The sequence below is a fragment of the Mesorhizobium sp. M7A.F.Ca.CA.002.05.1.1 genome (assembly GCF_003998335.1).
GTDB lineage: Bacteria > Pseudomonadota > Alphaproteobacteria > Rhizobiales > Rhizobiaceae > Mesorhizobium.
Map to the genome: position 1 here is coordinate 1 of NZ_RZQI01000025.1, position 16,927 is coordinate 16,927.

At 59.7% G+C, this 16,927-nt stretch carries 19 protein-coding genes and 1 pseudogene; 7 read left to right on the plus strand and 13 right to left on the minus strand.

Annotated elements, in window-relative coordinates:
- From EN939_RS02720 to EN939_RS02730, 3 genes are all read right to left on the minus strand, one after another.
- A partial coding sequence (locus EN939_RS02720; RefSeq protein ID WP_127266841.1) for an aldehyde dehydrogenase family protein occupies positions 1–554 on the minus strand: 554 nt, incomplete at its 3' end.
- A 22-nt stretch (positions 555–576) separates the two neighbouring features.
- Positions 577–1,554, minus strand: coding sequence for a flavin reductase family protein (locus tag EN939_RS02725; RefSeq protein WP_127266842.1), 978 nt, complete (start codon positions 1,552–1,554; stop codon positions 577–579).
- Positions 1,555–1,730: 176 nt separating this feature from the next.
- A complete protein-coding gene (locus tag EN939_RS02730) occupies positions 1,731–3,524 on the minus strand; it encodes a helix-turn-helix domain-containing protein (RefSeq protein ID WP_127266843.1) in 1,794 nt (597 codons plus the stop codon).
- Between the two features lie 163 nt (positions 3,525–3,687).
- Here EN939_RS02730 and EN939_RS02735 point away from each other — a divergent pair, with 163 nt between their 5' ends.
- Together EN939_RS02735 and EN939_RS02740 are read left to right on the plus strand one after the other, a co-directional pair.
- The gene (locus tag EN939_RS02735; RefSeq protein WP_127266844.1) at positions 3,688–4,269 is read left to right on the plus strand and encodes an amino acid synthesis family protein; all 582 of its coding nucleotides are present in this window, start codon (positions 3,688–3,690) and stop codon (positions 4,267–4,269) included.
- Positions 4,270–5,056: 787 nt separating this feature from the next.
- On the plus strand, positions 5,057–5,374 hold the full coding sequence (locus tag EN939_RS02740) for an ArsR/SmtB family transcription factor (protein ID WP_164748698.1): 318 nt from the start codon (positions 5,057–5,059) through the stop codon (positions 5,372–5,374).
- Between the two features lie 189 nt (positions 5,375–5,563).
- Here EN939_RS02740 and EN939_RS02745 read toward each other — a convergent pair whose 3' ends face one another.
- Positions 5,564–5,863 (minus strand): DUF1236 domain-containing protein, encoded by a 300-nt coding sequence (locus tag EN939_RS02745; protein WP_127266845.1) that lies wholly within the window; start codon positions 5,861–5,863, stop codon positions 5,564–5,566.
- 422 nt (positions 5,864–6,285) lie between these two features.
- Here EN939_RS02745 and EN939_RS02755 point away from each other — a divergent pair, with 422 nt between their 5' ends.
- On the plus strand, positions 6,286–6,663 hold the full coding sequence (locus tag EN939_RS02755) for a low affinity iron permease family protein (RefSeq protein WP_127266847.1): 378 nt from the start codon (positions 6,286–6,288) through the stop codon (positions 6,661–6,663).
- A 57-nt stretch (positions 6,664–6,720) separates the two neighbouring features.
- The gene (locus EN939_RS02760; RefSeq protein ID WP_127266848.1) at positions 6,721–6,939 is read left to right on the plus strand and encodes a hypothetical protein; all 219 of its coding nucleotides are present in this window, start codon (positions 6,721–6,723) and stop codon (positions 6,937–6,939) included.
- Between the two features lie 413 nt (positions 6,940–7,352).
- Here EN939_RS02760 and EN939_RS02765 read toward each other — a convergent pair whose 3' ends face one another.
- The 9 genes and pseudogenes from EN939_RS02765 to EN939_RS02800 all read right to left on the minus strand — a co-directional run bounded on the left by EN939_RS02765 (position 7,353) and on the right by EN939_RS02800 (position 14,920).
- Positions 7,353–9,125 (minus strand): SLC13 family permease, encoded by a 1,773-nt coding sequence (locus tag EN939_RS02765; RefSeq protein WP_127266849.1) that lies wholly within the window; start codon positions 9,123–9,125, stop codon positions 7,353–7,355.
- A 445-nt stretch (positions 9,126–9,570) separates the two neighbouring features.
- Positions 9,571–9,708, minus strand: coding sequence for a hypothetical protein (locus tag EN939_RS38830; protein WP_245473048.1), 138 nt, complete (start codon positions 9,706–9,708; stop codon positions 9,571–9,573).
- A gap of 205 nt (positions 9,709–9,913) precedes the next feature.
- Positions 9,914–10,033 (minus strand): annotated as a pseudogene (locus EN939_RS38840) (HlyD family efflux transporter periplasmic adaptor subunit); the annotation flags it as partial.
- Positions 9,991–10,401 (minus strand): hypothetical protein, encoded by a 411-nt coding sequence (locus EN939_RS38845; RefSeq protein ID WP_245456752.1) that lies wholly within the window; start codon positions 10,399–10,401, stop codon positions 9,991–9,993. The gene EN939_RS38845 and the pseudogene EN939_RS38840, both read right to left, overlap by 43 nt.
- A 132-nt stretch (positions 10,402–10,533) precedes the next feature.
- The gene (locus EN939_RS39975; RefSeq protein WP_306256524.1) at positions 10,534–10,614 is read right to left on the minus strand and encodes a hypothetical protein; all 81 of its coding nucleotides are present in this window, start codon (positions 10,612–10,614) and stop codon (positions 10,534–10,536) included.
- A gap of 166 nt (positions 10,615–10,780) precedes the next feature.
- Positions 10,781–11,005, minus strand: coding sequence for a hypothetical protein (locus tag EN939_RS02780; RefSeq protein ID WP_127266850.1), 225 nt, complete (start codon positions 11,003–11,005; stop codon positions 10,781–10,783).
- Positions 11,006–11,568: 563 nt separating this feature from the next.
- On the minus strand, positions 11,569–12,471 hold the full coding sequence (locus EN939_RS02790; RefSeq protein ID WP_127266851.1) for a plasmid partitioning protein RepB C-terminal domain-containing protein: 903 nt from the start codon (positions 12,469–12,471) through the stop codon (positions 11,569–11,571).
- Positions 12,468–13,355: a plasmid partitioning protein RepB C-terminal domain-containing protein gene (locus EN939_RS02795; protein ID WP_127266852.1), complete on the minus strand. Its 888-nt coding sequence runs from the start codon at positions 13,353–13,355 to the stop codon at positions 12,468–12,470. The genes EN939_RS02790 and EN939_RS02795 overlap by 4 nt, the downstream gene beginning before the upstream one ends.
- Positions 13,355–14,920 (minus strand): recombinase family protein, encoded by a 1,566-nt coding sequence (locus EN939_RS02800; protein WP_236383537.1) that lies wholly within the window; start codon positions 14,918–14,920, stop codon positions 13,355–13,357. Before EN939_RS02800 ends, EN939_RS02795 begins: the two co-directional genes overlap by 1 nt.
- Before the next feature lie 270 nt (positions 14,921–15,190).
- Between EN939_RS02800 and EN939_RS02805 the strand changes: the two genes are divergently transcribed.
- The 3 genes from EN939_RS02805 (at position 15,191) to EN939_RS02815 (ending at position 16,779) form a co-directional block, all read left to right on the plus strand.
- Positions 15,191–15,505 carry a glycine zipper 2TM domain-containing protein gene (locus EN939_RS02805; RefSeq protein ID WP_127266853.1) on the plus strand — a complete coding sequence of 105 codons (315 nt, stop codon included), beginning with the start codon at positions 15,191–15,193 and terminating at the stop codon, positions 15,503–15,505.
- 181 nt (positions 15,506–15,686) lie between these two features.
- The gene (locus EN939_RS02810; protein WP_127266854.1) at positions 15,687–16,301 is read left to right on the plus strand and encodes a class I SAM-dependent methyltransferase; all 615 of its coding nucleotides are present in this window, start codon (positions 15,687–15,689) and stop codon (positions 16,299–16,301) included.
- A gap of 106 nt (positions 16,302–16,407) precedes the next feature.
- On the plus strand, positions 16,408–16,779 hold the full coding sequence (locus EN939_RS02815) for a nuclear transport factor 2 family protein (protein WP_127266855.1): 372 nt from the start codon (positions 16,408–16,410) through the stop codon (positions 16,777–16,779).
- Positions 16,780–16,927 lie beyond the last annotated feature (148 nt).

Below are 16,927 nucleotides of genomic sequence, written 5' to 3' on the forward strand. Positions count from 1 at the left end.
GGCTTGACGACCACCGTGTTGCCGAGCGCCAGGCATGGCGCCAGCGTGCCGGTGAGCAGCATCAGCGGCGAGTTCCATGGCGTGATCATGCCGACGACGCCGATCGGCTCGCGCAGGTTGAAATTGAGCATGTCGAGCTTGTTGACCGGAATGGTGTCGCCGAGCAGCTTGTCGGCCATCCCTGCGAAATAGGTGTAGCTGTCGGGCATGGCGCGCATCTGCGCCCGCATTTCCTTGAGCAGCTTGCCGTTGTCACGGGTCTCGATCAGCGCCAGCGCGTCGGCGTGCTCCAGCACCAGTTCCGCCAGCCGGCGCACCAGCCTGCCGCGGTCGGTCTGGGTCATGCGCCGCCAGGCAGGCGCCGCGAAAGCGGTACGTGCGGCCTCGACGGCCGCGCCGACATCCTCGGCGCCGGCCTCGGCGAACTCGTACCAGGGCTTGCCGGTGGTCGGGTCGAAACTGTCGATGTACTGCCCGGTTTTCGGCGCCACGAACGCCCCGTTGATGAACAGGTTCTGGCGTGAGCCTTCGAGCGATCCGACCGTCGTTTTCATGCTGTCTGTCCTGCGTGGAGCATCATTCGGACGCGGCCTGCGTCCACGATTGCGACTGGCCGTCGATCATGGCGACACGGCCGCCATCGCCGGTGTCGATATAGATGCCGAAGCGTTTGTCCTGGCGCTCGCGGGCATAGCGGCGCAGCATGGCGCGCAGTTCATGCGTGGCGATCCGCTCATAGGGCAGCGCGTCGACGGAAAAGAAGGCGTGACCCTCCGGAAGTGCGGCTTCAGCGCTCTCACGGCTCAGTTCGGCGCGGTAGATGAGATAGCCCGGGTCGCTGTCGGCGACGTCGAAGACCGAATAGAGGAAGGTGTTTTCAGGGACGAGGGTCAGCGCCTCGCCGCCATCGAGGACGAGCTGACTGTCGGCCTTGCGGCGCCGCGCCGTCGGCAGCACCCAACTTCCCTTGCCATCGGTGCGCAAGAGGATGCGGTCGCCGGCTTCGACAAGATAGCCGATGATCATGTCCTGCGAGGCCAGCCAGCCGGCAGGCAGCGGATCCTTTACGCTGGCGTAACGGCCGCGGCAAAACCCGAGCGGCGCCGATGGGCTGGTTCCGAAAGCCTGGACCTGGCCGATCAGGATGATGTGGTCGCCGGCCTCGATGCGGTTGTGAACGGTGCAGTCGAACCATGTCAGGCTGTCGGTGAGGATCGGCGCGCCGGTGTGGGCGCGGTCATGGTTGACCGACTGGAATTTGTCCGCCGCTTTGGATGCGAACACCGAAGAAACGTCGACCTGGCCTTCATGGAGGAAATTGACCGCGAAGGACCGTGTTTCGTTGAATGCGGGAAAGCTCGCCGCCGCCTTGGCGACGCAGACCAGGAGCAACGGCGGGTCAAGCGAGACCGAGGTAAAGGAGTTCGCGGTCATGCCGCGCGGATTGCCGTCGCAGTCGCGCGTGGTGATGACGGTCACGCCGGTGACGAAGGTGCCGAAGGCACGACGCAAGGCGATCGGGTCGATCGTCCTGTGTACCACCGCGTCCGCCATTGCTTTCCTCCCATAGTGTCGGATGAAAGCTAGGCAAGAGACGGCCGGCCTTCTTCCTCCGGTCTGTAGGAAAGATGTCGGGGCGTGCTGCTGCCATCCCGAGCAAGTGCAGGCGCAGCGCGCCTGCACTTGCGGCGGCTGCCGCGTCGAAACAGTGGTGGCGAGGTCAACAGAGTCTAACGGGCTGTCGGCGTGCGGCTGTCGATGATGCCGCTGAGACGGATCGCGAGTTCAACCGCGAAGCGCTGTTCGGGCGTGTCGAGACGGATGCCGAACAGGTCCTCCATGCGCGACAGGCGATAGCGTAAGGTGGTGACATGCAGGCCGATGGCGTCGGCGCAGGCCTGGCTGCGGCAGCCCTCGCGCAGATAGGCAAATAACGTCTCCAGATAGGGCGTGCCGTGCTCGCGGTCATGCGCGATCAGGGCGCCGACACTTTCGTCGACGAAGCCGCGCACGTCCGGAGCGTCGGCAGCGGCGACCAATATCGGCAGCGGACCGAAATCCTGGCCGGCAAAAACGCCGGTGCGCCCGAAGGAACGGCCGATCCGGATCATGCGGCGGCACCGCTCCCAGGCGATGGGATAATCGACCAGCGCGGCACAGGCCTCGGAAAGCACAACCACCGGCTCAGCTTCGAAATAGCGGCCAAGCCCGGCCGCAATCTTGTGCGGCAATTTCGCGAAGCGCGCGCCATCCTGCCCGGTATCGGCCGGGACAAGACAGACAAGCCCATCCTCCACCGCGATTGCCGTGCCGGCAATGCCGGCCTGCTGCAGCAGACGCATGACCTCGTGATGCGGATCGGCAAGGCCGATGGCACCGTCCTGTTCGGCGAGGTCGACGACGATCATCTTCTGTGCAACGGTCAAGTCGAGCCCCAGCCGGCGGGCGCGACTGACGATATCGGCCTCGTCGCGCCAGCGGCGCTCCGCCACCTCCAGGAAAAGCTCGGTCAGCGAGCGCGTCTCGAAACGGAAGCGCACGAAGCTGCGCATCATCTGCACGCTGAGTGCGAATTTGGTGCTGTCGAGCAGCATCTGATCGAGTTGACCAGACTCGTGAGGCGTCGGGAAAATCATCAGTGCGCCAACCACTTCGGCGTCGATGCTAAGCGGCTCGATGCGCACCGAAAGCTTGAGCTGTCGCTTGCCGTCATCGACGAACAGCGTCTCGGTGTGACGCCCGTCGGACACGCCGCGCGCTATCTTGAAGATCTGCCGGCTGAGCGTTCCGCTCACCGCCTGCTGCCAGGAGGCGGCGTCGAAATGCGCCTCGCTCGGGGAACGGCCGGCGACAACCAGATTGGCATGGAAATCGATCACCACCACAGGATTGGGTAGCAGCTCGCTGACCTTTTCGGCGAGCGAGGCCACCGATCCGTCCGACAAGGCTTGCTGCAGAAGCGAGGTGTGCGCCGATAGGGCGCGCTGCAGACGCTCGCCGGCCTGCTTCTCCTGGCGCAGCCGATGCTGCTTCTCGACCGCGATCTCACCCAGATGCACGATCATGCCGATGAAGGCGATATCCTGCGCCGTCACTTCGGTGATCTCGCGCGAAACGACGGTCAGCACCATCGGCCGGCCGTCTTCGTCGACGCAGTTCATCGGCATGACCAGAACACTGCGGTAGTCGCGCTCGAAGGCTTCTCGGCGGTAGCCCGGGAACTCCTCCGATACGCGCGCGTCCCTGATGTAGACCGGCTCGTTGCGGTTGAGCGCGACGATCGAGGGACTGGTGGCCAGCTCCCAACGGTCCGGCAACGTGCGGTGAATGAGCGTCGGGTCGTGGCGCACGATGACATAGGCGTGGCCGTGGGCGGCGTCGATGCCCATGATCGAGCCTAAAGTCCATTGGGCATGACGACAGGCCGCCAGCACGAGATGGCGCAGCACGGACTGGAGATCGCCGCCCGAATTGATGAGGCTGGCGGCGTCCCGCAAGGAGAGAATTTGCGATTCGTGGTCCACGCCTGATCTTCCGCCGCTCGCGAAGGGCGAATTTAAGCCGTCGCGGATATACGAACGCTACACCGCTTCCAAGCGGGACGCACGCCGTTTCTTCCTACGAACCGGAGGAATACCCGACGGTTGGCGTGCATTATCTTGAGCTTCCACCTGGGGAGGCCAAATCATGGAATTGCGAAAAGTCAGCACCTTCATCGAGGAAGTGCACATCGAAGGCGGCAAAGCGGGTGCAAGGCCGGTAACGTCGATCGTGGTGGCAGCCGTCCTGCGCAATCCATGGGCCGGGCGCGGCTTCGTCGAGCATTTGCGGCCGGAGATTGTCGCCATAGCGCCCCGGCTGGGGCAGGAACTCACGAGCCGCCTGATTGGATTGATGCAGGCGGAACGCATCGAAAGCTACGGCAAGGCGGCCGCCGTCGGAACCGCCGGCGAGATCGAGCATGCCTCCGCCATGATCCATACGCTGCGCTTCGGCAATGTCTTCCGCGACGCCGTCGGCGGCACGACCTATCTCGAATTCTGTAACACCCGCAACGCGCCGGGCGCGCTGCTATCGCTGCCGATGATGCACAAGAGCGAGAACGGTCGCCGCTCGCATTTCATCACCGCCAACTTCCAGATCGCCGACGGCCCGGCTGCCGACGAGATTGTCGTGGCCATCGGTGCTGCGGACGGCGGCCGGGTTCACCCACGGATTGCGGACCGCTTTCAGGACATGAAAGAGATGGAGCAGGAAGCAGCGATGTGAGGCTTGCGCTGGGTTCCACAACATCACCGTGGGTACCACAGCATCACCAATGTTCAGAGCCGGCGAATGCTGATGACGATCTCGCGGCCTATTTCGAAGAGCTTGCTAGGCTGCAGTGCAGGCTCTCCGGACCCGAAGGTGCTTGGCGAACTGCACAGGCGTCCTTGCCGTTCATCTCCGGCCATCGATGCTGTCGACATGCGGCGTTGCGATCCGGCACCTTTGATGCCGGAACTATGGCGGTAGCTAGTTTGCCAGTACCCTCCAATTGCCTGCCTCTTCAAGAGCCCGCTACGCCGGTGGCGGGCTTTCGCTTTGTTGGTGCGCAAGCGTCAGGAAGGCAGTCGCCGAATTGGCGGGAACAATTTAGCGAAAAGTAAATTCAACGGTCTTCTGGTAGGAGGCCAAAATGTCCCAGCGAAGCATCGACAAATGACCGATTGGATCGCGCAGACCGCGAGGCAAAAGTTGATAACGCGGCCGAGAGAGAGGCGCGTTTTTTAAAGACTGCGCGACTTCGAGAACAACGCCTTGCTGCCGAAGCCAAAGGTTCCCAGGCTTCGAAGAAGGGGCGATCCAGGAGCTAAGGCGCTTAGCCGCCGACGCCGACCGTCAGACAGCGACGCCCTTCTGACGGAACATTAAGCTACGCTAATAGTTCTGACGCGCCGGAGCGCCCGACGATCCGGGCACGTCATCCTTGGCCCGCCGCTGCGGTAAATGGGAGGCGAGTTCTTTACATTCGGCCTGCGCGAGGCCCGCTCGACGCGTGAGTGAGGGAGACATCATGGATCCCGAAAAGCCCAGCATTTATGCGCCGTCCGCCGAGCTGCTCGCTGCCATGGCTAATGAAAAGCGCCTTCTCGCTCTAATCATTCTTGCCGACGGAGAAATATCCGTTTCTGATCTGGCGTCGCGATTAGGGCTTAGCAACTCCGCACTCTCCCAACATCTTAGCATAATGCGAGAATTTGGGCTGGTCACCCGGAGGCAGGAGCGTCAAAAAGCGTATTACTCGTGCACAGATCGTGCCCTGAAGGTCCTTGAACTCCTGGACTGGCTTGCTGAGAGGAAAACTCTGCCTGGCCGCGACCATCATCCATAAAGCCCGAGACCTTTGGAGAGGTTTCCTCTCGGCCTTCGCTCTAACGTGCTTCCCGCATTCGTGCCGGAGAGGCGTGCCAAGAGCGCTTGCGATGTCGCGACTTTAAGGCTCCTCATCTTCGTCCGGATGTGGAGATTTATACGCTTCAGCCCCGCCGCCAGCGATGGCGGCGGGGCTGAATTGGTTCGTTCAGTCGTAAACCTTGATGATTTTTCGGGTGCCTGGGTCCACCAGCACCGTGCGGTTGTCGACCACCACATAGCGGTATTTGACGTTGGGAACCTCATGGATCTCAACCGTGTCCGGCAGAGCTGTCCCGACATTCAGTTCCACGCCGGGGAGCTTGACCGACGCCAGGGGCTGCTGCTTCACATATTCGCGGATGACGGTGTCTTGTTCCGGCTGGATAATGATGTCGTCCGCGGCGGCTGAGCCGATCCCAGCCAAGAGCAACATCGCTGCTGCGGTGTTCTTTAGAAGCATGTTCATATCTGCACTCCCGTAGGGACTGGCGCAACACGATCATCGTCCCGCGCCGCCCGACAACTTGAACATGGAGCCGCCCTAGACGTTCCGCCTTAGGTACTTAGGTCTAGTCCCTTTGGGGCCTAAGTCTGGTCCTAGAACACGCATTGGTCCTGTCAGAGACAGCGACTGGAACGCCTGCCTCCCGCGGCTGTTGTCTCTCGAACTTGGGAGAAAGCAGATGGATAAAAGTGCTGGCCAAGCACGACGCCGATAGCAGGTTCGCGAGCCGCCCAGCTGCTCGCGAACCTATATCTTTAACTTGGAGTAGGTGACCTGATGTTGCGCGACAAAGAGAGTCGGATCTTAGAGGCAGGCTTACTGGCAGCAGTGCCTATTTGTGTGGCGATTACCGCACTGGTCGCCTTGATGACTTTGGCCCGGATATGAATCGGTTCCTTTTCGCGGCCTCCGACTTCCTATCTCGGCCGCCGGGCTTCTATGTCATTCTCATAGCAATGGTTTTGTGCACCGCCCTGGTGCCCTTTGGTCTGACAAGTGCGGTTACCTACGCCCTGTCGGTTGCCGCCATCGTGATCACTGGTGTTGTCCTTCTACAAGGCTATCGCGACACCGCCGCCATTCACGCCAAACTCGATGAGATCATCGTTTCACTGAATGAAACCAGAAATGACGTTGTCGGATTGGAGCACGCCGAGCCGGAGGAGATCAGGGAGAAGCTTGTAGAACTCGAAGCAGAGGCGTCCCGAACGATCGGCGCTGCCAGGCGCGAACTTTCGAAAGCAACAGGAGAGAGATCATGAACAATATCATTTGGCTCGTCGGTGCGGTGGTCGTCGTCTTGGCAATTTTGAGTTTCTTTGGCCTTCGGTAGGGCGGCGGCCATTTCCGCCGACAACCTGAAGGCTTACGGGACCAAACTTGGCGTTGCAAAATTGCTTTTCATGAATGACAATCATCCGCCCCCCGACAAGTTGGTGTCCGATCCACCGCCAGATTGGCAGGGCGTGCTTTTTGCCACCGCTGCCCTCGTCTCATCCTTATGCGCCCTGCTGCTGGCATTTTGGATGTCTGTTTGATCGCTGTCGGACAGCCCATTGTCCTATAGAGAGCCAAAAAGGTTTGGCACCAAAGTTGCATTGACAAGTTGGGGCGGATGAAGCCCGCCGCTTCGCAAATGGGGCGGCGGGCTTTCATAAGTTTAACCCTCAGAAACGAGCAGCGGCGGGTGCTTTGGCCGTTCGCGCGATCACTTGGCGGAGGTTAAGCATGTCGACCCGCCGGCATGCCGGTTAGGCGGAGTCTGGGCGCGACCTACGTCTTTCCGCCTTTGTGGTGCTTTTCTGACCGGGCGTCTGCTTCAGGCTCTTTGCCGGATCGCACACCGAACTTTTCACCGTTGGATTTTTCGCCCTCAGTTGCGCGGCGGAGACCTCATTCACGAATGTAGTGTCATGTGGGATTTCCAAGGAGGGCATCCGAATATCGGATGTCAGTCCACTGGCCAAACGATCATAAGCATCGGCACGGCAACAATGACTACGAGAAAAGATAGGGGCAGTCCCAGACGGGGATAGTCGCTGAAGCGGTAGCCACCCGGCCCCATGACAAGCGTGTTGCACTGATGTCCGATCGGGGTGAGAAAGTCACAGCCGGCGCCAATGGCGACAGCCATCAAAAATGCTTCCGGCCGGTAGCCCAGATCACCAGCAAACTCGGCGGCGATAGGCGCCATGACAAGGACGGTGGCGGCATTGTTGAGGAATGGCGTAACGGCCATGGCGGCGACAAGGATGAGCATCAGTGCGCCGGACGCCGGAAGGAGTGTCCCCAGCCTAGCAAGCTCGCCGGCAACTACTCCCGTCGCCCCTGTACTGCGCAGCGAATCGCTCACTGGAATGAGAACGGCCAGCATCACGAGGATAGGCCCATCGAGCGATTGGTATACGTCGCGGAGCGGAATGACCTTGAAAAGCACAATCGCGACAGCGGCCGCGAAGAAGGCGACGGAGACTGGCAGCAGCCCAAACGCCGTCGCCACCATGGCGAGAGCAAGGATTACTACCGGCACGATACCCTTGCGGACGCTACCAAGAAGGATAGCCCTTTCTGCCAGCGGTAAGCAGCCGAGTTCACGAAGTATCTCGGGCATCCTGGCTGCACTGCCCCGCAAAACGACAACGTCCCCGAGCCTCAGCTCGACTTCGGCCAGCCTGCGGTCGAGGCGCTCCCCGCGACGGCTGACAGCCAGGAGGTTGACATTGAAGCGATCGTAAAGGGCAAGGCGCTGGGCGGTCCAGCCGATCAAAGAGGAGCTTTCACCGATTACGGCTTCGATAGCGACCATTTCGTTGGTGGTGTCGTCACCAGCGACCCTATCCCCGGTCACGCTGAGCCTGCCCTGGGAGACAAGGCGATCCAGCGCTTCTGGGTCGCCTTCGAGCAACAGGATGTCATTCACCTTGAGGATCGCGTCGGGCAGTGGCGTCATCCGCATCGTGCGATTGCGCAGAATCGACGTCACGATTGCATCGCCGCCGGCGAGCTTCATGAGGTCTGCGACGGTTTTCCCGAGCACCGTGGAGTCGGCGACAATTCGAGCCTCTGTAAGGTAGTTCTTGATGTCGAGGGCTTCGTTCAGTGATCCGCCAAGCTTTTCGCGCACCGGCAACAACCAATAGAAAAACAGCAGGAAGATCGTTCCGGCAGCGGCTATGCCAGCTCCAACAGGTGTGAAGTCGAACATTGTGAAGGCGGTTCCGGTCAGCTCCTCTCGTACTCGGGACACAACGATGTTGGGAGATGTTCCCACCTGCGTCATGAGACCGCCGAGCAGTGATCCGAACGCCATAGGCATCAGGAATGTCGAGGGTGAAATGTTAGACCGGCGCGCGAACTGGAAGGCGATCGGAATCATGATAGCGAGCGCCCCGATATTCTTTACAAAGGCAGAGAGAATCGTGACCAAGATCACCAGCAGCGCCAGTTGCGACCGAACTCCCGATAATTTCGGAGCAAAGCGCTTGATGGCGGCCTCCATGATACCCGAGCGTGCTATCCCTGCGCTCACCAGCAGAGCACTGCCGACAATGACCACGATATCGTCGCTGAACCCGCTGAAGGCCTCGTCAAAAGGCACGATGCCAACCGCGAGAGCAAGCAACAGTGCCGCGGCCGCGACCAGATCATAACGATAGCGACCCCACACGAACGCTGCCATCATCACGAAGGTTACGGCAAATGACAAAATTTGCGGCGTCGTCATGTCTTCGAATGCCCCAGCCGCCAATGCGACTGATCAGAACGGCCAAACCGCCCCTTTTGTTGCTTTGCTGATTGCGGCTTTGCCAGCACGATCCTGAATGCCATCGGGCGATGGCCGCTGGCCCACGGCTTCCAGCGCAGATGCCTGCGATCGTCAACTTTCAGGCAATGGCAAAACTGACCTTACGACCGATTTGAGACGCATTGCTGACAGGCATTTGTGGGACGGGAGCGGAACGGCGACTTCTGGCAAATGACAAGCGATAGCAGAAATTCGTCAGTTAGGGTCGGCGTCTCTGGCTGGCTTGGATGGAACATATAGAGGTGCCAGAAATGCACAGGTCGGATGGGAATGCGGAGACCCTCCAGATTCCGGGCAGCTCCTGTCTCGGCTTTGCAGGCCCGACCATCTGTCGAATGGCATCGCGGAGAGATTACGGACTCAGTTACTTCTGGCGAAAGGCGGAGTGGAACGACACAACCAACGGACCTAGCACATAGTCGAGCGCGGTGCGTTCCTCGGTGACGATCATGACTGACGCCGGCATGCCCGGATAAAGCGCAATCTGTGGGGCTGCAGCCAATTCCACCGGGTCGACTGCTACGTCGGCAAGATAGTAGGGAAACCCGGTCTTGCTGTCGGTAATGCGATCCGCCGAAATGCGGGTGACGCGACCATGAACTATGGGTATTGAGCGCTGTTTGTAGGATGTGAAACGAACTTCGGCACGCCATACCGGGTCGCAGGTTCGATATGTCCTCGACGCGAGTCTGAGGGACGACCAGCGAATTTTCGGTCGGAACGATATCGAGGATAGTCTGGCCCGGCGAAACGATCGCGCCGATCGAGAAGACGCTGAGATCCATCACCTGGCCGTCATAAGGCGCGCGCCCTTCGGCTCGGTCCATGGCAGCACGGCAAGGTTCGATTGCGTATCGATCAGCATGGCTGATAGTTTGGCTCGGCGCTCATAGGTCAATTGGGCGATCTGCCCGTTGAGTTCGGCTTTGCTCTGTTGGCTGCCGGCTATAGCGCCGAGGTTCTCGTCGATTAGGCCCTGCAGATCCGAGGCCGATCGTTCCAATTCCAGAATGCGCGGGCGGGTGGTCAATCCAGCCTTGAGCAGCTTTGACAGGCTGGCCTTCTCGTCGATGGTCGATTGCATCTGGGCCTGGTAGGATTGGACCCGGGCCTGCTTGCCCTGGATCTGCTCCTCGAGCTCGGCAATCCGCCGCTCGAGGATCTGTCTGGCGCCGGCCATCGAGGCGCGCTGCACGGATGTTTTGTTGCTTCTGCTGAAATGGCGGGAACACTTTGCTGCTGATGACCATTCGGAGGAGCTTCAATCCAGCGCGTTGCCAGTGGATCGGACGTTCACATGGTCAGGCATCGGACCGTCGTCACCTGGTCATCGGTGATCTTCTTCAGGTCGTCTTGTGGCATCGGCTTTCAAATAGCGGCGGAAATTCGCCAGCGTAACACCCTTCATGGTCGCGCCGCCCGGATCGGACGGATTGTCTGACCAGAGTCAGATTTCAAACGCGCGCAAGCGCCCGCGCAAAGTGGCTGTCATGGCTAGTACCTTCCGCCTGATGGGCAATTGTTAAGTTTGGCAGTGAAGTTAGGAGGGCGGAAAAATCAGTCGGTTGAGCAAATCAGCGGTCTAGCCGCTCGCACTCATCGAGTAGGCCACCAAGCTCCAGGCAGAGATCGACGCGGCCGAGGCTGTTTGCGTTGTCATCGATCCCCATGCGGCGGTTGTAGGCCGTGACGGTGTCCTTCAGTTGAGAAACACGACCGGCCTTATGACCGCTGGAATAGGCGAAACCAGCGATGCAAACGGTTGCGGCGATTGCAAGCGCGGCAGTCTTGGCGTTCATGGTACTTTCGCCTCTCGAATCAAATTTGGGGAGAATTCGTCCATGGAAGGGAGTTTGACCGAATTAGCAGCGCGGCTCCAGATGCAATGGAAGGCTTGGGCTCCCGCGATTGGCCTTGGAGTTGCCGCCGCCATCGGCATGATTTGGACCGTCTATCTGCCGATTGTCGGATTGCGTCACCTGCTCGGATACAATTAGACCTCTAGTATCAGCACAGGCTGGTCCAATCGTGCCCAGCTATCCGAGATAGTTCAGCGGGTGCGGGACGAAACACTGCGGACGAGCATCGGCAAAGTCGCGACCCTCGACGGCCGAGCAGTCATCTATCAGCTACAATGATGCCCCTGCAGACTCCTGGCGAATCTGAGAAAGGCCGGGCATCCTCGATTGAGATGGCCACACGGGCTGCAAGTAGTTGCCGTCGAATGGCACGCCCGGTCATCAGGGCGTGCGCCCCGAGCCGAGGCCCTTACCACGACCCTTTTGGAAAACAAGCGGCAAGGCATCATCCCCAGGTCGGGCGGATTGCTGACGTTGTCAGTGGTAGTGCCTCTTCGCAGAAATTAGACAGGCATTTGGGCAGAAGTGGTCATTTTCTGAAATTCGGAAAGAATCTCCGGGAAACTCTGCGCGAGATATCGAACGACACGGGCGTTCTCCAGCAACCGGCAGAGATACCCCCTGGCCACCACCAGATCCAGGTGGTCGGATCCATAGCTCTCCTCGACAAGCTGGTATTCCTTATCGAGTTTGGTTGATTCGTTTTCCATCAATGCGATCTGCGCATCGCTCAGTCCGGCTAGCTTTTTCGGCTGCGACGTATCGGCAAGCTGGGAGGGCGGGGTCGCGCCGACCAGGGATTTTGCGTAGTTGATCGAGAACTTGTTCATGGCGATCATCAGTTGCGCCGCCTCGATCTGGCGCACGGCTGCCAGCTTTCGCAGTTCGATGAACGTGTTGGTCGGAACGAAGCGGTCCTTGAGCATGTCGATCGCTTCCGGGCATATCCCTTTCAGCAGATGTTTTTTAAGCCTGATTTGGCCGATGTTGACATTGAGGGTTCTCGCGATGGTCTCTTCCGGGACGCCGCTGTCGATGGCCTTCAGGATCATGAAGTGTTCCTGGATCGTCGCCAGCCGGCTTACCCGTTTGTTGTAGGTGAATGCCTCGTCATCGTTGGCGACCAAACAATCAACCTCAGTGTCGCCCATCTCCCGCAATATCTCGATGCGCATGTGGCCGTCGACCAAGAGGTACTTTCCCGGCGTGTCCTTGTCCTTTGCAACCACGGGCAATTCCACAAGCCCGATCTCGCGAACGGACGACCTGACCTGTTGATATTTCGGAGTTTCCCTGGCGCTTTCGGTGAACAGGTGAAGCGGCTGGATGTCTTCAAGACGAAGGCAAATAGTAGCGCGCTCAAAAGCGAATTTTATGTCTGGAACGGTAGGACGCTTTGCGGTCATGCGGGCTCAACTCTGCTGATCCGGGCCGCCAGGTTTCGTGGGAGGGTGTTCAGTCCTTCCGCCGCAAGAAGATCCTGGAATGCCTCTTCTGCCATGAGTTGCCGCAAGGCGTGGGTGACAAACAGCAGGCGGTTTCGCGTTGCATCCGCTTTGCGGACCAGAATGCGTTTCCTGTCCGTGTCCGCTTTGAACGCCTTGATCAACGCTGATGCTGAAGGATTCTTCCTGCGATCTGGCAGGAACGTTCCCAGGCCTTTCCCCCGCCTGCGGCGGTTCTCAATCAGGCGTCGCGCTATCACAAGCTTATGACCGCGCAGTTGGTTCTCTTGATAGGCAAGCTGAAGAACGGCCTGAATCCCTGGCTCGTCGGCGGTGGAAATATCGACTGCTACCGACAGCGGGATCTGGCCGGAGTCGACCGCCCGCAGAAGGCGCTGTTCGCCTTGCGACAGGAGGCGTGCAACCCCTCTGACATATTCGGTCGAAAGACCGATCTTTGCTGCAATGTCGACGTCGGAATAGCCGCTTTCTTTCAGCCGACCGATGTCGCGAAGCAGGTCATAAGCGGTATGATACCGGCGAGCACAATTTTCCACCAAGCCTTTGACCAGCGCCTCGGCCTTGGTTGCCTCTATCACAAACGCGGGAATCTCGGTCTGGCCAAGCAACCTGAAGGCCTCGATCCGCCCCTGGCCGCACACCAGGTCGTGCGTGAAAGCGCTTTCGTCGACATTCCTCGTGGTCACCGTGATGGGACGCTTCAGGCCGACGCTCTTGATGCTGTCGACAATGTCCTGGAAGGACTTTTTGCCTCGCGCACGCGGGTTGGTGATCTTGATCGCGTCCAGGCGCAGGAGCGAGATTGGTCTGTTGGCGGTGACCATCAGCGAGCGGCCGAGATGGCGTCGCGTTCGGCCAAGGCGAACAGCGGATCCAGCGATTTGTAGAAGAAAGTGTTGAATTCCAGCCTTTTGTTCAAGGCGCAGTTTAAGGGCTTCCCGCCAATCTCATTTGCTGGCGCTATCAGATAGTCGAGGATCGTCTGGTTATCCGGGCTCATGCGGATGGCCACTTTCACGTCCGCAGCGGTACCCCGTTCCGCAGAGGCCACCCAATGAGGATAGCCATATGGCGTGGCCCGACAGCGACCCATCGCAATGGCTACGGTGAATTCATCGTTGACGCGAAGCACGCCGAGAGCACTCTGACGCACCGCAGATCCGCCCGCCCGCTCGATGGTCGCTATTGTCGTTTGGACGACTTCTTCGAAGACCTCACGAAGCCGCCTTCTGATATCAAGAAACCGATAGTTCTGAGACGGATCGTATCCAACGAGCTTGTAGGCTCGCAGCAGACTGCCGAATTTTTTCCTGTAGCGGCTGCTCGGCGGACAGTCAGCCGCCGCGTCAATCATCGGGCCTGAAAGGGTACCGCGCCTCTTCAGAAGTTGGGCGAGCACAACCAACATCTGATCGTTGCTCATCTTAGATGAGCGGGCGTCGGCTATGGCTTGAGCCCGGTCGAAAAGCTTGCGGTCCACAATGGGTTCAAAGGCGCCGTCGGCGCGGACCAATCGGGTCGTATCGTTGGTCACCTTCCTTTGCTTGAGTTTGAAAGACTGCCGATTCCAGACGTTGTTGCCCACGTATTTTTCGTTGCTGAGTATTTGATGAATGGATTCGCGTTTCCACGATCGATTGAGATCGGTGACCACTCCCTTGGCATTCAACGACCGCGCAATCTGCAGCTCGGTCCGACCAGCCATCACGTATTCATCATAGATCCAGCGCACCGTCGCGATTTCATCAGGTGGTCCAGGCACGAGGATGACCCGATCCGTCTGGAGGCTCTTGTACTCTTTGAGAGCGAGCATGGTCTTTGTGCGCCCATGCTGGTCGATGAGCCGGCGCCTCAGGCCCAGGCCGGACGACCCTCCCTGCCGGTATCCCATTTGAATGAGCCTGCACTGGCCGGCAAACACCTTGACCGACAACACCCGACTGTGCTCGGCCGCCATCGTGCGCTTTATCGCCTTGAGCAGGTCTGATCCGATGCTGCCATCGTTGGTAAACTGTTCGCCACAATATTCAATTCGCACGCCGGCAACGCGACACCGATACTCGTACGACGCACTCTCATCGGGGTTCGGGAATCGCCCCCAGCGACTCACGTCGTAGACGATGACGATTTCGAAATCCGCGTTCTTCGTTTCGACATCCGCCAACAGCCTTTGCAGGCCGGCGCGACCTTCAAGGTTCAAGCCGCTGCGACCGGGGTCCTCGTATGTGGCCACAATGTCGTAGTTCATCGCATCCGCGAATTCACGGATTGCATCCTTCTGATTGTCGATCGAGTAGCTCTGGTGGTCAGTGGACATTCGCACGTATTGAGCTGCGCGCACGCGCTGTGCGTCTACAGCAGGTCGACGGACTGTGTGCGCCTGTTCCATCCTTCAACGCCTACAAGGCAGATTGAACGTCCGCTTGAACCGGCAACGCTAGCGGTATGAGGCTTCAATCCCGTTACACATTGATCGACACTTTGTATCGAATGAGACTTGTCGCCATAAAAACGAGAAGCTCGGAAAATAGCAGGCAGGGCTTCTATCAACACCCGAGAAACCATGTCTTTTATCGTGAGGGCTCGTGCCCCCGTTCCGCCGCATTGCGGCCGCACGGGACGAACCATAGGGATTTCAGGCCTTCAAGGGAGACTTCACATGAACTTTCACAAAGTCATAGCCGCCGTGCTGATGACCGCAGCACTGGCAGGGTGCGCGCAGACCGAAGGCCAGCAGCGGGCCGGAACTGGCGCTCTGATCGGCGGCGCCGGCGGCGCCCTTGTCGGTCAGGCCATCGGTGGCAACACCGAAAGCACGCTCATCGGCGCCGCCGGCGGCGCCCTGCTCGGCGCCGTCGTCGGCTCGGCCACTACGCCGCAACGGCGCGGCGAACAGATGTGCCGCTACCAGGACCGCCGCGGCCGCATCTACACGGCGCCGTGCGACGACAGGTACTACAACGGCGATTATTAAGCAGAGGGTAGTCTGCCCATCCCTTATCCTAAGTGGGCAATGGGAACAGAAGCTCTACTGTGGGGCGGTGGCCCTGCTCGTACATTTTTTCTGATCGCGCCGCCGGCGGCGGCGCTACGTTGTCATCTTTTGCCCATAACATAGTGCTACCAGCAAGGACGGCGGGTTTCTGGAGGTCGTTATGACTGAGAGCCTTGCCGGCACCCTGAAGAATCGTGGCAAACAGGCAGCCAAGCGGCTGCTTGGCTATGATTCGCGCAACTGGCTGCGTATCCGCCAGATCGAGGCGTTCACGCTCTTTCTCGAAGCCGGCAACCGCAAGGCCGCCGACGTGATCGAGATCTCGCCCGGCTGGAACCGCTATTGGCGGGCAATGTGCCCCAATTACCGCTCGGTCGATTTCCCCGCCTTCGACATCTGCAGGGATCGCACCGACGAGCAATATTCGATCGTCATCGCCGACCAGGTGCTGGAACATGTGCGGCGGCCGCACGCGGCAGTGCAAAACATCCACGCCATGACCCGGCCCGGCGGCTGGGCGATGGTGGCAACACCTTTCCTGTTTCGCGTCCACGCCAGGCCGCACGACTACAACCGATGGACCCCGGCCGGCCTCAAGCAGCTGATGGTCGAGGGCGGCTTCGCGGAAGCCAACGTCAAGGTCCACGGCTGGGGCAACAAGGCCTGCGCCAGGGCCCATATCGGCGGCCCCGTCCGCGCCTACGGCCTGTGGCGGGATCTGAGCAATGACGAGGAATACCCGCTGATGGTCTGGGCGTTTGCGAAGAAGGCGTGAGTGGCGGAAGTCCCGCTCCATCGTGGTGACGGCCAGGGAGTCTCGCTGGACACTTGACCGGATCCGCCGCCAGTGACCTACTTCGACTTCGAGGAGGCGTTCGCGAATGGACATTCGAACCACATTGACGGAGCTGTGCGAGGCCTTCAACGCGCACGACCTCGGTCGCATCATGGCGTTCTTTGCCGACGACTGCGTTCTGGAGATGCCAAGGGGAGCCGAGCCTTGGGGAACGCGCTTCGAGGGCAAGCGCAGCGTACGAGACGCGCTTGCGAGACGATTTGAGGGTTTGCCCGATGTGCATTATGGCAATGGGCAGCACTTTGCGGACGAGGCTGCCAACACCGGCATGTCGAAATGGACCCTCACCGGCACCACCCGCGAGGGCGTAAGAAAGGAAGTTCGAGGTTGCGATTTCTACACATTTCGTGACGGAAAGGTGATCCGCAAGGACTCATACTGGAAGATCGTGGAGTAGGGGTTGGCACTCTTGTCTGATCTTTTCGTTGTCCCGCATTCCAAAGCAGGTGGATTACGCGATGCGCGTTTGCATCGCTGCACTCGCCGACGAAATGCCAACCCCGAAAATCCCGAAACGCATTCAAAGTAGCTGCCAAGATGAACCC

What these genes read in the sequence shown, in the direction of transcription:
- EN939_RS02755 (WP_127266847.1), top strand. Translation starts at nt 6,286, where the DNA reads ATGAATCGGTTCCTTTTCGCGGCCTCCGACTTCCTATCTCGGCCGCCG.
- EN939_RS02815 (WP_127266855.1), top strand. Translation starts at nt 16,408, where the DNA reads ATGGACATTCGAACCACATTGACGGAGCTGTGCGAGGCCTTCAACGCG.
- EN939_RS02805 (WP_127266853.1), top strand. Translation starts at nt 15,191, where the DNA reads ATGAACTTTCACAAAGTCATAGCCGCCGTGCTGATGACCGCAGCACTG.
- EN939_RS02765 (WP_127266849.1), bottom strand. Translation starts at nt 9,125, where the DNA reads ATGACGACGCCGCAAATTTTGTCATTTGCCGTAACCTTCGTGATGATG.
- EN939_RS02800 (WP_236383537.1), bottom strand. Translation starts at nt 14,920, where the DNA reads ATGGAACAGGCGCACACAGTCCGTCGACCTGCTGTAGACGCACAGCGC.
- EN939_RS02735 (WP_127266844.1), top strand. Translation starts at nt 3,688, where the DNA reads ATGGAATTGCGAAAAGTCAGCACCTTCATCGAGGAAGTGCACATCGAA.
- EN939_RS39975 (WP_306256524.1), bottom strand. Translation starts at nt 10,614, where the DNA reads ATGAAGGGTGTTACGCTGGCGAATTTCCGCCGCTATTTGAAAGCCGAT.
- EN939_RS02725 (WP_127266842.1), bottom strand. Translation starts at nt 1,554, where the DNA reads ATGGCGGACGCGGTGGTACACAGGACGATCGACCCGATCGCCTTGCGT.
- EN939_RS02790 (WP_127266851.1), bottom strand. Translation starts at nt 12,471, where the DNA reads ATGACCGCAAAGCGTCCTACCGTTCCAGACATAAAATTCGCTTTTGAG.
- EN939_RS02795 (WP_127266852.1), bottom strand. Translation starts at nt 13,355, where the DNA reads ATGGTCACCGCCAACAGACCAATCTCGCTCCTGCGCCTGGACGCGATC.
- EN939_RS02810 (WP_127266854.1), top strand. Translation starts at nt 15,687, where the DNA reads ATGACTGAGAGCCTTGCCGGCACCCTGAAGAATCGTGGCAAACAGGCA.
- EN939_RS02780 (WP_127266850.1), bottom strand. Translation starts at nt 11,005, where the DNA reads ATGAACGCCAAGACTGCCGCGCTTGCAATCGCCGCAACCGTTTGCATC.
- EN939_RS02740 (WP_164748698.1), top strand. Translation starts at nt 5,057, where the DNA reads ATGGATCCCGAAAAGCCCAGCATTTATGCGCCGTCCGCCGAGCTGCTC.
- EN939_RS02745 (WP_127266845.1), bottom strand. Translation starts at nt 5,863, where the DNA reads ATGAACATGCTTCTAAAGAACACCGCAGCAGCGATGTTGCTCTTGGCT.